This is a genomic window from Pseudomonas sp. F-14 TE3623, from assembly GCF_053629015.1.
Genome location: NZ_JBRJHM010000001.1, coordinates 4114876 through 4128381, shown reverse-complemented (window position 1 = coordinate 4128381; position 13506 = coordinate 4114876). Strand labels below are relative to the sequence as shown.

Sequence of the window (13506 nt, the reverse complement as noted above, 5' to 3'; positions counted from 1 at the left end):
CTCTTATCATTCACTGTTCCATAAGCTGCAACGTGTGACTTGCCACCGGCCTGGCCTCCCGGGACAGCACGGTATAAATCGCAGGCAGAACGAACAGCGTGAACAGGGTGCCTGTCATCATGCCGATGCCGATGCCGATGCCGATCACGAGGCCCAGGCCGAAGCGTCTGTTGGCGCCAGCGCCCGAAGCAAATAGCAGCGGGATCAAGCCCACAACCATCGCGGCGACGGTCATCAGAATGGGGCGCAGCCGGATGCGCGATGCCCGCACGATGGCCTGGGCAGAGGTGCCGCCGCTGAGGGTGCGCAGTTCGTTGGCGAATTCCACCATGAGGATGCCGTGTTTGCTGATCAGTCCGATCAGTGTCACTAGTCCGATCTGCGTGTAGATGTTCAGGCTGGCGAGCCCCATCGCCAGAGGGATCAATGCGCCGCAGGTTGAGAGCGGTACGGTGATCAGGATGATCAGCGGGTCGATCAGGCTTTCGTACTGGGCCGCCAGCACCATGTAGATCACGATCAGAGCGAAGAGAAACGCATAGAGCAGAGCGTTGCCTTCGTGAATGAACTGTCGGGCTTCGGCTTGCCAGTCGTGGGTGAATCCGGTTCGCAGCGCCGCGCTCTGTTCCTGAAGGAACGCGACTGCCGTGCCGATGCTCAGTATCCGATCCACGAACCCCACATTCCAAGCCGATAGCTGACGCCTGATGCTGCGCTCCCGATTTCTTTCAGGAGCCAGCACCATGATGCGTCCCAACGCCAGCGTTGAAAAAGTGTACCTCTACCCGAAACCAGTCGACTTTCGGAAGTCTATCGATGGCCTGGCTGCGCTGGTCGAGTTGGATATCAAAGTTGCCGTGTTCGACCCCGTACTTTTCGTCTTTCTCAATCGCCATCGCAACCGCGTCAAAGTGTTGTACCGGGAGCGCAACGGCTTCTGTCTCTGGCTCAAGCGCCTGGAGTCTGAACGTTTCAAAACCTCGCCGGATGAGGTCGACGTGTTGGCGCTGACGCGATTTTAACCCAGGCTGCTGATTTTGACTGACCTATATGCGGTATCTGAAATTCTGCGCAAAGACTTCGTTCGCTGAGTGTTTGGGTAGGTCAATGAATTCCGGCAGCCTGGGTTAAAATCGCATCAGCGGCAACAGAATCCATACGCGGCGCCCCACTGCGTTCCAGTCGTATCATTGGAACCCCAATGAGGGTACACATAGAGGTACAGGAATTTTCGAACTTAAAAATTTCCTTTATTTTCAGCGACAACGAGGAAGGTTCGATTCCGGCTTCGCACCATATTTATCAAAGGTCTGCATGAGGTTTCTCATGCAGGCCTTTGTCGTTTCTGCCTCCTCGATGCCAGTCGGTTAAGCATTTCAGCCCCGACGCACGCGTTGCAGCTGCTACAGATCTACATCAAACACCTACTTCTCCGTCCATTTCCCACCACCGGTTTCGCAATCGATCTTGGCCTGCGGCAGGTTCTCGATGCTGTAGTAATACGTGATGACCTGGGCATTGTCGGGGATGTTCAGCGGTTTGCTGTTCTTGTCCTTGCTGATGGACTGAGGGTTGGCCAGCGCCTCTGCAGTCAATGTGCCCAGGCAGGTGGCCCGATAGCGATCGCCGCACTGTGCGACTTTTTTCTTGGTGCTGGTCAGCATTTCCTTGCTCTCGTTGCTGCAGGACCAATCTATAGAGTCCACGGGCATGCCTTCGTATTCATAGCAGGAGTGTGTTTCGATCACGGGAACTGAAGGGCTTTGGGATCGGGTTTTGACGTCGCACCCTTGCGCCATCACCCACGTGGGGCACAGGCAGACGATCAGAAGCAGAAAAAGTCTGTTCATCGGTATTTCCTCTCCTATAGCGCCCCGTTTTGGGGTTCGGGAGTCAGCTACACGAATGGCTGGCCGGTGAAACCGCGCGGCAGTCTTTGCAAACCGGGCATTTCGATCAGTCGCTGGGTCCAGGCTGCGCGCCAGTCAGTGGCAGTGTGGGCGACTTTGGCCTTACGTGCGGCGCGACGGGCAGCGTTGCGTTCGGCTTTGCGTGCTTCTTTGAACGCATCGGTGTTTCGGCAGCTTCTGCATTTCACGCGAGTCAGTATGGTGCTTGAAGTCAGCTTGCTGCCTTTGTGTCCGCAGGCAAGATGCCCGCCGACTTTGAAGTGAGTGACCATGGGACATCTCCTTCGTGATGTGTAATCGTTCGACAGACGGGCGAGGGCGTTCGTTCGCTATAAAGCAGGCAAAAAAAAGGCCCGCATGCGGGCGGGCCAGGGGATTTCTTGAAAGGAGTGGATGCACTGTAGGGGATGAATTGTGAAGGCCGTGTGAAATGGGAAAAGACACAAACAAAAAAATCCCGGCAAATGTGGCCGGGTGGGTGTGTAGTGCATGACAGGCAGGCAGGTATAAGCCTGGTGACGATTGTCACCGTTCAGGTGCCCTGAATGGGGCTTTTTGCCTGGCTCAAGTACTTGGGTCGACTCATCTGAAACGAGGCAGCGGCGGCTCGACAGGTTTGAGTGAAGACAGCGCGCTGCGAATCTGCGGCGTGTCTTTCTCGATGTCATTCAGACGATCGCGAATCCTGAGGGCTGTCGGATGCCCCCCTTGATTATCAACCCAATCGGCGATTTCCTTGCATGCAGCGGCAAGGCGCGCCTGACGGGAGTCAAGCAGGGTAAGCAGGGTGGTGATGGACTCTTTCTCGGACATGACATACACCTCCGTTCAAAGAAATCGGGCAAAGGGCAACAAAAAGCCCGCGAGGAGCGAGCTTTCTGCCGGTGGGGTGCTGATCCTTCAGCTCCTTTGAGTATAGACCCGGAAATAAAACCGGTCAGCTTCAGGCTTGCCGGGACTTCGGCGAGCTGACCGCGTTAAGCCGTCGACATTCGCGTGCGGCGTCCTCTTCAAGATCGAAGCCGTCACCGATGAAGCCGCGAGTGCGGGTATCGGCGATGCGATACCAGACGGCAGCGTCGGGTGGCGGGTGATCGGGTTCTCCGGCCCGGCGACCATGAATGATGATCTTGTTGCAGCGTTTCACAACGAAAATGTCTTCCATGGCGTCACCCAAGCTATTCGTATTCAGGTCAAGCATAGAAGCCCTTTGCAATCATGCAAAAAAATGGGCAGGTCAGCTCGTCGGTTAGTTCGCCTCACGATGTTTCGGCCGTCTCGATCAGTTTGTCCAGAAGCACCGCCAGCGCGACTTCTTCGGCCCTGAGCCTTTTACGTCCCCTCGATCGCGGCAACTCGGACAATGCGCCCCGCATGAAACCATCGACGACTGCGGGGTGGATGTAGCACTTGCGGCAAACCGCCGGAGTGTTGCCCAACTGCCGGGCGACGTTTTTGACCATTTCCACCACATGCCGCTTCGCGTCGGCTTCCGACTCCCATTGCAGCTCGCGCAACACCGCCAACGCCAACGCACTGCCGGCCCAGGTGCGGTAGTCCTTGGCGGTGAAATCGGCGCCGGTCAGCGTCTGCAAGTAGGCGTTGACGTCGGAGGAGCTGATGGTGTGCCGCTCACCGTTTTCGTCCAGATACTGAAAGAGGTTTTGCCCGGGGATTTCCAGGCAACGTTTGATAATCCGTGCCAGGCGCCGGTCTTTTACGGTGATCTGGTGCTCGATGCCGCTCTTGCCGCGAAACTGGAACAGGATCGCGCTGCCGTTGACCTCGACGTGACGGCTGCGCAGGGTCGTCAGGCCATAGGAACGATTGTCCCGGGCGTATTGCGTGTTGCCGATCCGGATCAGCGTCGCATCGAGCAAGGTAATCACCGTGGCCATGACCTTGTCGCGGCTGAAGCCGGGCGCGGCCAACAGAGTTTCAAGCTGTTTGCGCAGTTTCGGCAGGGCCTGGCCGAAGTCCCGCAAGCGCGAATATTTGTCGGCATCGCGTACTTCCCGCCAGCGCGGGTGATAACGGTATTGCTTGCGGCCGCGAGCGTCGCGGCCGGTTGCTTGCAGATGGCCGCACGGGTCGGGGCAAATCCATACATCGGTGTAGGCGGGCGGCACCGCAAGTGCATTGAGGTGTTTGATTTCATCCGGATCGGTAATGCGTTGCCCCGCCGGGTCGAAGTAGCAAAATTTGCCGCGCAGGAGCTTGCGGGTGATGCCGGGCTGGCTGTCATCGACGTAATGCAGGTCGGGCGGCAGAACATCGGGCAACGCGGTATCTGGCATGGCGGGCAATCCTGGGCGACGAATCATGGGGCGTTAAGCCATTGACCGCGTACCGTTGCCGGGGTGCCGACAGATTTTATGCCAGCACCGCCACCGCTTTGATTTGCGCCCAGAGTTGCTGTCCGGGGTGCACGCCCAATTGATCCCGGGAATAGCGGGTGATTCGCGCCAGCAGCGGTGTGCCGGCCGCGTTCAGGCGGATCAGTACATGCGCGGCGTTATCGGCACCGATTTCACTGATCACCGTGACCGGCAGGCGATTGAGGATGCTGCTTTGCTCGACGCCTTGCAGGCTCAGGCTGACGTCCCGCGCCTGTACCTTGCAGCGCAGCGCCTGGCCTTCAGCCATCGGCGAATGGGCGACCCGAATGCTCAGCTCCGTGTTGGGCAGTTGCAAGGTTAACAACTGATAGTCAGCGTCATAGGCGCTAACGTGTCCTTCGATCACCACACCGGCGTCGTCGCCCAGCGCCAGCGGCAGATCGAGCCGGGCCAGGGTTTCGCCGATGGGGCCGCTGGCCAACGCCTTGCCATCGCTGAGCAGGACGAGATGGTCGGCGAGTCGTGCGACTTCATCCTGGGAATGGCTGACGTACAGCACGGGGATGTCCAGCTCATCGTGCAGCCGTTGCAGATACGGCAGGATTTCGTTTTTACGCTGGGTATCGAGCGCCGCCAGCGGTTCATCCATCAGCAATAGTTTTGGGCTGGTGAGCAGGGCGCGAGCGATGCCGATTCGCTGGCGCTCGCCGCCAGAAAGGTTCTGCGGATCGCGGTCCAGCAAATGGCCGATCCCCAGCAACTCAGTGGCATGTGCCATGTCGACCCGGCGCTGTTGACGAGGGATACGTCTGAGGCCGAACTCCAGATTGGCCTGCACCGACAAATGCGGGAACAGGCTGGCTTCCTGGAAGACGTAACCCAAAGCGCGTTTATGCGGCGGGATGAAAATCCCCTTGTCGCTGTCTTGCCAGACTTCATCGTTGATTTGAATAAAGCCCTGCTCGGCCTGCTCCAGGCCGGCAATGCAACGCAGACAGGTGGTCTTGCCCGAGCCGGAATGGCCGTAAAGCGCCGTCACTCCGCGGCCAGGCAGTTGCAGGTCCACATCCAGCGAGAATCCCGAATAATTCAGTTTCAAGCGCGTATGAATCATCGATCAGCTCCAGACCGCTTTGGTTTTACGGCTGGAGTAGAGCGCCAGCAATACCACAAAGGAAAACACCAGCATCGCCCCGGCCAGCCAATGAGCCTGGGCGTATTCCATGGCTTCGACGTGATTGTAGATCTGCACCGAGACTACGCGGGTCTTGTCTGGAATGTTGCCACCAATCATCAGCACCACGCCGAACTCGCCGACGGTATGGGCGAAACCGAGAATGGCCGCAGTGATAAAGCCGGGACGGGCCAGCGGCACAATCACGCTGAAGAACGTGTCCCAAGGATTGGCGCGCAAGGTGGCAGCCACTTCCAATGGGCGAGTGCCGATGGCGGAAAAAGCATTTTGCAGTGGTTGGATCACGAACGGCATCGAGTACAGCACCGAGCCGATCACCAACCCCGCAAAACTGAAGGTCAGGGTGCCAAGGCCCAGCGATTGGGTGAGCTGACCGATCCAGCCGTTAGGGCCGAGTGCCAGCAACAAATAAAAACCGATCACCGTGGGCGGCAGCACCAGAGGCAGGGCGACGATCGCCCCGACCGGGCTGCGCAGCCAGGAACGGGTGCGCGACAGCCATAACGCAATCGGAGTGCCGATGACCAACAGGATCACAGTTGTCAGGGACGCCAGTTTCAGGGTCAGCCAGATGGCGGAATAATCGGCACTCGATAGCGTCATTTAGAGTTGGTAACCGTAGGATTTGATAAGCGCGGCGGCTTTCGGACCTTTGAGGTAGTCAACCAGTGCCTTGGCGGCCGGGTTGTCCTTGCCCTTATTGAGGATCACCGCGTCTTGTTTGATCGGGTCATGCAGATCGGCCGGAACGATCCAGGCCGAACCGCTGGTGACTTTGCCGTCTTTGTAGATCTGCGACAAGGCCACAAAACCGAGTTCGGCATTACCAGTGGAGACGAACTGGTAGGCCTGGGTAATGTTCTGACCTTCAACGAGCTTGTCTTTGACCTTGTCGGTCAGGCCCTGCTTGGCCAGCACTTGGGTGGCGGCCAGGCCATACGGGGCGGCTTTCGGGTTGGCGATGGACAAATGTTGATACTGATTGTCGCTCAGTACCTTGCCCTTGGCATCGACGTAACCGTCCTTGGCCGACCACAGTGCCAGGGTGCCGATGGCGTAGGTGAAGCGCGAGCCTTTGACCGTATCACCTTCGGCCTCGAGTTTCTGCGGGGTGGTGTCGTCTGCCGAGAGGAACACTTCGAACGGCGCGCCGTTCTTGATCTGGGTATAGAACTGGCCGGTTGCGCCAAAGGAGGTGACCAGTTTGTGCCCGGTGTCTTTCTCGAAATCGGCCGCGATGGCCTGGATCGGCGCGGTGAAGTTGGCAGCAACCGCGACCTGGACTTCGTCCGCCTGTGCGGAGCCGAAAGCGAACACAGTGAACAGGCACGCGGGGGCAAAACGTGAGGCACGAATGATCATGAAACGGCTCCGTGGCAGGCGAGATGAAACGCTATATAGCGGAATATATAGCGAATTGCCTGTAAACGGAACTTGTCGGGTGCAGAGAGCGGGTTGGCACTGAATGCTGCTAAGTGCGGAAACTGTGGGAGCGGGCTTGCTCGCGAAGGCGGTGTGTCAGGCGACATCAATGTTGACTGTACCGTCGTCTTCGCGAGCAAGCCCGCTCCCACAGGTTTTGTGTCTAGTGAGTCAATTTGGCCAACGCCTCATCCGCCAAACGCCGAGTCAGCTCTGCCGAAGTCAATTCAACGCCCAGCGTGAACGCCTGACCCGCCCAAAGGTTGCTGAAATCCGCTTCCCCTTTAGGCCGCAACGGCATCAACGCACCGCCCGCCAACGGGAAGGCCGGCGCTTTGGCGCTCATCGGTCCCAGTTCACGCATCACCCGATTGAGAATCCCGCGTGCCGGGCGGCCGGTGAAAATGTTGGTGACCGCCGTTTCGCTTTCCTTGGCCGTGCGCAACGCCTTCTGGTGAGAAGCACTGACCTTGGCCTCCGGCGTGAACAAATAAGCCGTACCCACCTGGACCGCCGACGCGCCCAGCAGAAAAGCTGCCGCGACGCCCCGCGCATCTCCAATCCCGCCCGCCGCAATCACCGGCACTTTCACCGCATCGACGATTTGTGGCACCAGGGCAAAGGTCCCCACTTGGCTACTCAGGTCATCACTGAGGAACATTCCCCGGTGGCCGCCGGCTTCGTAACCCATGGCGATGATCGCGTCGCAACCATGCTGCTCCAGCCAGACGGCTTCTTCGACCGTAGTCGCCGAAGAGAGAATTTTCGCCCCCGTAGCTTTTACCCGATCCAGCAGGGACTTTTCCGGCAGGCCGAAGTGAAAACTCACCACTTCAGGACGAAACTCTTCGAGCACTTCGCAGGCCGCATTATCGAACGGCGCGCGATTGGACACTGGCGTCGGCGCGTCGAAATCGACCCCCAATTCCCGATAGTACGGTTCCAGCAGGTCCTTCCAGTCCTGGGCGCGCTGCTCATCGGGCGGTGGAGGTTGATGGCAGAAGAAGTTGACGTTGAACGGGCGCTGGGTGTGTTGGCGAATCGTTTTCAGCTCCTCGCGCAATTGCTCGATGCTCAGCATCGCGGCGGGCATCGAGCCCAGGCCGCCAGCATTGCTCACCGCAATCACCATGGCCGACGTCGTCGCGCCAGCCAAGGGGCCCTGGATGATCGGCAGTTCGATCCCGAGCAGGTCAAGAATGCGGGTGTCTGGCCATTGACTCATGTGCAGTGTTCTCCGACGTCGGTAGAAGCGAATTTGTATCAGTAATGAACGACACAAGGCCAGTCGAGTTTGAGGATTGGCTTAAAGTCGGCTACGGCGATGTGTTTTCATGTGCTATTTCAACAGCACGACAACTGAGCGATTCCATCGGGAGGCAGTGATGTTCAAAGGCATTTTGATCGACAAGGACGACAGCGGTTACCGGGCCACGTTGCAAGAGATCAATGACGATAAATTGCCTGAAGGCGATGTGACGGTGCGTGTGGCGTACAGTACGTTGAACTTCAAGGATGGCCTGGCGATCACCGGCAGTAGCCCGGTGGTGCGCAAATTCCCGATGGTGCCGGGGATCGATCTGGCGGGCACTGTCGAAGTCAGCAGTCATCCGGACTACAAGGTTGGTGATCAAGTCCTGCTCAATGGCTGGGGTGTGGGTGAAGGACATTGGGGCGGATTGGCGCAGAAAGCTCGCCTGAATGGCGACTGGCTGATCCCGCTGCCCAAAGCATTCACCGCTGCGCAAGCAATGGCCATCGGCACGGCCGGTTACACGGCGATGCTGAGCATCCTGGCGCTGGAGCACAACGGCGTGAACCCCGAGCAGGGCGAAGTGCTGGTGACGGGCGCCAACGGTGGCGTAGGCAGTTTCGCCATCGCGCTGCTGAGCAAGCTCGGCTATCGCGTGGTGGCATCCACCGGTCGTACCTCCGAGCACGAATATCTCAAGCAATTGGGCGCCAGCGAAATCATCGACCGCGCTACGTTGTCCGAACCGGGCAAACCGTTGGCCAAGGAGCGTTGGGCGGCGGTGATCGATTCGGTCGGCAGCCACACACTGGCCAACGCTTGCGCAAGCACTCGGGCCAACGGCACCGTCGCCGCCTGCGGTCTGGCACAAGGTATGGATTTCCCGGCCTCCGTCGCGCCGTTCATTTTGCGCGGTGTGACCCTGGCCGGCATCAACAGCGTGACCCAGCCCAAAGCCAAGCGGATACTGGCCTGGAATCGCCTGGCCAAGGATCTGGACTTCGCCTTGCTGCCACTGATCAGTCACGAAATCGGCTTGAGCGAAGCCATCGACGCCGCGCCGCGCCTGCTCGCCGGCCAGTTGCGCGGCCGGGTGGTGGTCGACGTCAATCGTTGATCGTCTCGGCGCCAATCAAACAGACACACTGTAGAAACAAGGAAATAGCGACAATGGATGTAAAGCTACGTGAAGTGCAGCCCTTTAGCGTCTCGGGTTTGCAGGTGCGAACCCTCAATGTCGCAGAGCAGCAGCCAGATACCGCGCGTATCGGCCCTATGTGGGAACGATTTTTCGTTGAGGACGTTTTCGACAAGATCGCCCACAAACAGCCGGATTCGTTTATGTACGGCGTCTATTCCAACTACGAGTCCGACGCTTCGGGCCACTTCGATGTGACCGCGGGCGCAGCGGTCACCGCGCCCTTCGAGGACTTTGCGCAGATTCAAATTGAGGGTGGCGATTACCTGGTGTTCAGCGCCAAAGGGCCGATGCCCGACAGCGTCATTCAGACGTGGGGTCTGGTCTGGGCTTACTTCGAGGATAACCCGCAGGTTCGCCGCAAGTTCGCCACGGACTTCGAGGTCTACACCGGTCCGGAGTCCGTGGCGGTCTACATTGGCATTCAGGACTCAACTGCGTTTTCGCGTTCCAGCAACTGACGCTTGCGCTCCACGCCCCAGCGATAGCCCGACAGGTTGCCATCGCTGCGCACCACGCGATGGCAAGGGATTGCCACCGCCAGGCTGTTCGCGCCACAGGCCTGGGCCACGGCACGCACGGCTTTCGGTGCGCCGATGCGCTGAGCGATATCGGCATAACTGGCAGTGCTGCCGGCGGGAATCTCCCGCAGGGCTTGCCACACCCGCTCCTGAAACGCCGTGCCGCGTACATCCAGCGGCAAGTCCAGGCCGAGTGCCGGTGCTTCGATAAAACCCACCACTTTAGCGATCAACTGCTCGAACTCATGATCGGCGCCAATCAGGTTGGCGCGCCGAAACTTGTCCTGCAGATCACAGACCAATTGATGCGGGTCGTCCCCCAGCAGAATCGCGCAGACGCCGCGATCACTTTGCGCCACCAGAATCGCCCCGAGGGAACACTGGCCGACAGCAAAACGAATGTCGTTGTTCTGTCCCGCCGCACGATAATCGCCGGGCTTCATGCCCAGCACTTGATCCGCGGCCTCATAGAAGCGGCTGTTGGAGTTGAATCCGGCGTCATACAACGCGTCGGTGACCGTGCCGCCGTCCGCCAGGCGTTCGCGAACCTTGCGCGAACGGTGGGCTGTGGCGTAGCCCTTGGGCGTCAGGCCGGTGATGGCCTTGAACACGCGATGGAAGTGGAAACTGCTCAGGCCGGCCGCGTCCGCCAGTTCATTCAATGCCGGCAAGGTCTCGGCGGATTCGATGTGACGGCACGCAGCGGCTACGGTTGTGGCGTGTTGTGCGGCGACGTCGCTTTGATCTTTCGCCGCTCGTTTGCTGGGACGATAACCCGCCGCCTGGGCCTGCTCGGCTGTGTCGAAGAACTCGACATTCTGTGGCTTCGGCAAACGCGCCAGGCTGCTGGGGCGGCAGTAGATGCCGGTGGTTTTCACCGCATACACAAACTGCCCGTCGGCGCGGGGATCGCGCGCGACCACGGCAGCCCAGCGAGGATCGTTTTCGGTAGCGATTTTTGTCGATTGAGTTGTCATGGCTTCATGTCCGTTGACCCGTTTCATGCAGATTAACCAGCCGGCAGAGACGCCACACTCCGGGTCTTGCGGTTGAATTCAACGGTTTCATCCCGCGGTACGAAAGGTGAAGTTGATCCGCTGTTCGCCCAACTGAGGGTGATAACCCTCCTTGATCGGCAATACGCCGTGATAACGCAAACGGTCCACGCCGCCCCAGACCACAATATCGCCGTGCAACAGCGGCACCCGCTGGCTTTTGGCGCTGCGTTCGAAGCCACCGAACAGAAATGTCGCTGGCAACCCCAAGGACACCGACACAATGGGCGCCGCGTAGGAATCTTCGTCTTTGTCCTGATGCAACGACATTCTGGCACCAGGGACATAGCGGTTGATCAGGCAGGAATCCGGTAAGAAATCCATAAACCCTGCCTCTCGCGCCGCCGCTTGCGCCAGCTCGAAAAACACCTCGGGCATCTCGGGCCAGGGCAGGCCGGTCTGCGGATCGTTGCGGGTGTATTTGTAGCCGCTGCGGTCAGTCGTCCAGCCCCAGGTGCCGCAACTGCTCAGCGCCACCGACATGGTAAAGCCGCCGGGCGTGACCATCTGCCGAAAGGGCGCGGCTGCCAGAACCGCCTCCAGCGCCGGCAGCAACCGTTCGAGCCAAGGCAGGGCGAAGCCTTTAAGCACGTAGGATTGTTCTCCGATTTGCTCGCGCCTGGGTTGTTGCTCGGGTTCGGCATCGGCAAACAAATCAAGGGTGATCGGGCTCATGGGGTCATAGCGCATCGTGAAAGATGATTCCAAGGGTATGCCGTTTTCCACTGTGCAGGCGACTCACCCCGTGACGCATGGTCACTCGGTAATAGCCGCGAACACCTTTTACCGGGCGCTGATTCACGGCAAAAATCAACGCGTCGCCTTTCTTCAGGCCGATGACTTGCGGGCGTGACTGCATCCGTGGGCGTTGTTCGGTCAGCACAAATTCACCGCCGGTGAAATCTTCCCCCGGTTCTGACAGAAGAATCGCCACTTGCAGCGGGAAAACGTGTTCGCCGTACAGATCCTGATGCAAACAGTTGTAGTCCTGCGGGCCGTATTGCAGCAACAAAGGTGTCGGGCGTTCCTGACCGGCGGCATGACAGCGTTGCAGAAACGCTTCGTGCGATTCGGGGAAACGGGTCGGCAGGTCCATCGATTCGTACCAGCGATTGGCGATTGGAACCAGTCGAGGGTAGAGCGCGCTACGCAACCGGGCCACCGGATCCGGCAGCGGGTACTTGAAGTATTTGTATTCACCACGGCCAAAACCGTGGCGAGCCATCACCACTTTCGAGCGAAAGGGTTCTGGCCGGTCGTACAGGGCGCTTATTTCATCGCAGGTCTCAGGGCTGAAAAACGACTTGATGACTGCGCAGCCATCCTGATCGAGTTGCTGCGCAAGCGCGCCCCAGTCGAGGGCGTCGTTGTGAATCGGGTCGGTAAACAAGGGTTCTGACTCCTTGACCAAAAGGTCGAGGCGGCCAGTTTAGTGAGCGTCGCGGGAGTGGACACTCCGGCGCTTGCGGTCGAATTCGAAAGGGGAGCAGACGTCCATGTTGTCGCTCCAGATCGCTTTAGAGCGCTTTGCTCACGCTGATCTCGCTGATGACATCTTCAGTCTGGCCATGAATAACGTCCAGTGCAGCCCTGGCTTCTTCTTCGGTGCCGTTTTCAAGCTGGGCGAATTCAAAGCGTCGCTCGCCGTTGAGTTTGTATTTGATGACGTACTTGGTCGTCTGAGCCACGGTCATTTACCTGCCTGTTTTGGTGTGGGCTTAGCTCAGCTTCGAGCTGGAGCGGCGGATGATTTTGATCGAGTGCGTCAGACTCGGTTTGCGAGTCACGCTGATCGGACGGCGGGTGACCATGTCGATGGTGATGTTCCAGAAACCGGTGCTCGGCGCAGTGATGCGGGCCGGGAACGTGTCGAATGCGCCGCCGTGGTAAGTATGACGGCCGCCATTCTTGAAGCTGCGGAAGTTGGCGTCGTTCATCAAGCGGATGTTGCACATTTGGGAGCACTGGATGACGACGATGTCGTCTTCGTTGAGGTGCTCGCGCTGGTGGATAAATTTCATGAGGCGCCTCCAGAAGGGCTTTTTCTACAAAATCAAAACGATAGCATGGGCGATTGACGCAGTTTATCAGCCCGAACAGGTTATTATCCGGCTCTCGAGGTGCGCTTTGACAATTAAAAACAGTTATACGGAATTCTATGAGCGATAAAAGCAGTGAGCCTCGGAGAAAACCAGCGTTTGAGCTGTCGGAAGGTCTTTATCGGAGGTTTTGTATGAAGTGGGGTGTTCTGGTCATGCCGTTGGCATTGGCAGTGGGTGGATGTGCGAGTGTCTCGGACATCAATGAGTCGCTGCCCACTATGAGCGTGATTTCAGGCAAGAAACCCCATGAGTACGCGCAATGCCTGGTCGAAAAACTGGCCGAAAGCCGTGGAGCCCTGCAAGTCGAGCCGCACAAGGAAGGCGTGCGGGTTATCGTGCCGCAGAAGTTCTCGTCGGGGCCGGCGGCGGTATTTGAAATTGAAGACCGCTCCGGCGGCAGCAGCATCAAGCTGCATGAACGCATCTCCAATGTGCCTTTGCGCCCATGGGATGTGCGCAATGCCGCCACCGCGTGCATATCCGGCTGATAAACTACCCCCAGTCAGCATCGA

Annotated in this window: 18 protein-coding genes and 1 pseudogene; 4 read left to right on the top strand and 15 right to left on the bottom strand. The window is 58.7% G+C overall.

Annotated features, from left to right (window positions below; translation table 11 throughout):
- Positions 1-10 precede the first annotated feature (10 nt).
- A pseudogene (locus tag AB7M29_RS19165) lies at positions 11-661 on the bottom strand (efflux RND transporter permease subunit); the annotation flags it as partial.
- A gap of 82 nt (positions 662-743) precedes the next feature.
- Here AB7M29_RS19165 and tnpB point away from each other — a divergent pair.
- Positions 744-1022, top strand: coding sequence for an IS66 family insertion sequence element accessory protein TnpB (gene tnpB, locus AB7M29_RS19160; protein WP_225922972.1), 279 nt, complete (start codon positions 744-746; stop codon positions 1020-1022).
- A gap of 402 nt (positions 1023-1424) precedes the next feature.
- Here tnpB and AB7M29_RS19155 read toward each other — a convergent pair whose 3' ends face one another.
- The 9 genes from AB7M29_RS19155 to AB7M29_RS19115 all read right to left on the bottom strand — a co-directional run bounded on the left by AB7M29_RS19155 (position 1425) and on the right by AB7M29_RS19115 (position 8091).
- On the bottom strand, positions 1425-1850 hold the full coding sequence (locus tag AB7M29_RS19155; protein WP_217855945.1) for a hypothetical protein: 426 nt from the start codon (positions 1848-1850) through the stop codon (positions 1425-1427).
- A 47-nt stretch (positions 1851-1897) separates the two neighbouring features.
- A complete protein-coding gene (locus AB7M29_RS19150; protein ID WP_123358501.1) occupies positions 1898-2182 on the bottom strand; it encodes a hypothetical protein in 285 nt (94 codons plus the stop codon).
- A gap of 310 nt (positions 2183-2492) precedes the next feature.
- Positions 2493-2723: a hypothetical protein gene (locus AB7M29_RS19145; RefSeq protein WP_008012835.1), complete on the bottom strand. Its 231-nt coding sequence runs from the start codon at positions 2721-2723 to the stop codon at positions 2493-2495.
- Between the two features lie 130 nt (positions 2724-2853).
- Complete coding sequence (locus AB7M29_RS19140; RefSeq protein WP_454247558.1) at positions 2854-3111, bottom strand: hypothetical protein; 258 nt, start codon at positions 3109-3111, stop codon at positions 2854-2856.
- A 58-nt stretch (positions 3112-3169) separates the two neighbouring features.
- Entirely contained in the window at positions 3170-4207 is a 1038-nt protein-coding gene (locus AB7M29_RS19135) for a DNA topoisomerase IB (protein ID WP_454247557.1), read from the bottom strand.
- Positions 4208-4283: 76 nt separating this feature from the next.
- Positions 4284-5363 (bottom strand): molybdenum ABC transporter ATP-binding protein, encoded by a 1080-nt coding sequence (modC, locus tag AB7M29_RS19130; protein ID WP_454247556.1) that lies wholly within the window; start codon positions 5361-5363, stop codon positions 4284-4286.
- 3 nt (positions 5364-5366) lie between these two features.
- On the bottom strand, positions 5367-6047 hold the full coding sequence (gene modB / locus AB7M29_RS19125; protein WP_454247555.1) for a molybdate ABC transporter permease subunit: 681 nt from the start codon (positions 6045-6047) through the stop codon (positions 5367-5369).
- A complete protein-coding gene (gene modA, locus AB7M29_RS19120; protein WP_454247554.1) occupies positions 6048-6806 on the bottom strand; it encodes a molybdate ABC transporter substrate-binding protein in 759 nt (252 codons plus the stop codon).
- A gap of 223 nt (positions 6807-7029) precedes the next feature.
- Complete coding sequence (locus AB7M29_RS19115) at positions 7030-8091, bottom strand: NAD(P)H-dependent flavin oxidoreductase (RefSeq protein ID WP_454247553.1); 1062 nt, start codon at positions 8089-8091, stop codon at positions 7030-7032.
- A gap of 160 nt (positions 8092-8251) precedes the next feature.
- On the opposite strand from AB7M29_RS19115, the gene acuI reads away from it, so the two are divergent.
- Together acuI and AB7M29_RS19105 are read left to right on the top strand one after the other, a co-directional pair.
- Positions 8252-9235: an acrylyl-CoA reductase (NADPH) gene (gene acuI, locus AB7M29_RS19110; RefSeq protein ID WP_454247552.1), complete on the top strand. Its 984-nt coding sequence runs from the start codon at positions 8252-8254 to the stop codon at positions 9233-9235.
- A 53-nt stretch (positions 9236-9288) separates the two neighbouring features.
- Positions 9289-9777: a GyrI-like domain-containing protein gene (locus tag AB7M29_RS19105; RefSeq protein ID WP_217855930.1), complete on the top strand. Its 489-nt coding sequence runs from the start codon at positions 9289-9291 to the stop codon at positions 9775-9777.
- Here the strand turns inward: AB7M29_RS19105 and ada are convergent.
- From ada to AB7M29_RS19080, 5 genes are all read right to left on the bottom strand, one after another.
- On the bottom strand, positions 9741-10814 hold the full coding sequence (gene ada / locus AB7M29_RS19100; protein ID WP_217855928.1) for a bifunctional DNA-binding transcriptional regulator/O6-methylguanine-DNA methyltransferase Ada: 1074 nt from the start codon (positions 10812-10814) through the stop codon (positions 9741-9743). The two genes, AB7M29_RS19105 and ada, sit on opposite strands and share 37 nt — an antisense overlap.
- An 87-nt stretch (positions 10815-10901) precedes the next feature.
- Positions 10902-11582, bottom strand: coding sequence for a DNA oxidative demethylase AlkB (gene alkB / locus AB7M29_RS19095; RefSeq protein WP_454247551.1), 681 nt, complete (start codon positions 11580-11582; stop codon positions 10902-10904).
- Positions 11572-12282 (bottom strand): 2OG-Fe(II) oxygenase, encoded by a 711-nt coding sequence (locus tag AB7M29_RS19090; protein ID WP_454247550.1) that lies wholly within the window; start codon positions 12280-12282, stop codon positions 11572-11574. The genes alkB and AB7M29_RS19090 overlap by 11 nt, the downstream gene beginning before the upstream one ends.
- Positions 12283-12409: 127 nt before the next feature.
- A complete protein-coding gene (locus AB7M29_RS19085; RefSeq protein WP_176466905.1) occupies positions 12410-12580 on the bottom strand; it encodes a hypothetical protein in 171 nt (56 codons plus the stop codon).
- A gap of 30 nt (positions 12581-12610) precedes the next feature.
- Positions 12611-12913 carry a DUF1883 domain-containing protein gene (locus tag AB7M29_RS19080; protein ID WP_038983189.1) on the bottom strand — a complete coding sequence of 101 codons (303 nt, stop codon included), beginning with the start codon at positions 12911-12913 and terminating at the stop codon, positions 12611-12613.
- A 212-nt stretch (positions 12914-13125) separates the two neighbouring features.
- Here AB7M29_RS19080 and AB7M29_RS19075 point away from each other — a divergent pair, with 212 nt between their 5' ends.
- Positions 13126-13482 (top strand): hypothetical protein, encoded by a 357-nt coding sequence (locus AB7M29_RS19075; protein ID WP_052964646.1) that lies wholly within the window; start codon positions 13126-13128, stop codon positions 13480-13482.
- Positions 13483-13506: the final 24 nt, after the last annotated feature.